The organism is Marinobacterium profundum, from assembly GCF_001528745.1.
In the GTDB taxonomy this organism is placed as follows: Bacteria; Pseudomonadota; Gammaproteobacteria; order Pseudomonadales; family Balneatricaceae; genus Marinobacterium_A; species Marinobacterium_A profundum.
This window is the reverse complement of sequence record NZ_BCNS01000212.1, coordinates 1-526: the sequence shown is the minus strand read 5'-3', so window position 1 is coordinate 526 and position 526 is coordinate 1. Positions and strand designations below refer to the sequence as shown.

At 34.4% G+C, this 526-nt stretch carries 1 protein-coding gene; it reads left to right on the top strand.

Features of this window, described 5'->3' with window-relative positions:
- Positions 1-307 (top strand): hypothetical protein (locus MPRO_RS26245; RefSeq protein WP_216821367.1); only part of this gene is annotated, 307 nt, incomplete at its 5' end.
- Between the last annotated feature and the right edge of the window lie 219 nt (positions 308-526).

Below are 526 nucleotides of genomic sequence, written 5' to 3'. Positions count from 1 at the left end.
TTTTTACGTCCCTCATCGAGACGAAGATATAGTTAAAATCGATAAAATTAGTTCATTGTTCAATGTTGATGTTAAATATTTACATATGCCTGCTGAAGTTTATTTTGCAGAGGCTGATTATATTCCTGCTTGCATTTCAAGTGCGTATTCTAGTTCGATAAATAATTTGAAAGTAATGTTTGAATTCAAAGAGGTGATTGCATTTAAACTTCCCATCCATGTTGTAGATAGGAGTCATAGACAATCGATTCTAAATGTCTATGATTACTTTGAGAGTATTAATATAAGAGTTCTAGACTTATATTAATTTTTGTCTTAATTGAGAAGAAAATAAAGTCGGAATTATCGTGTTTCTACAGTCGGCATATTTTACGCTTAATAGCTGGTGTTCTGATCTACCTTAACCTTTCTGGAATTGAATTTTTTTCATAATGCAGCCCTCACCCGCGCCGGCTACTTCAAGTATAAGTGCTGATAGCTAGCGGAGGTTGATTCGTAATCAGGTATAGGTTTAACCGAGGCTACG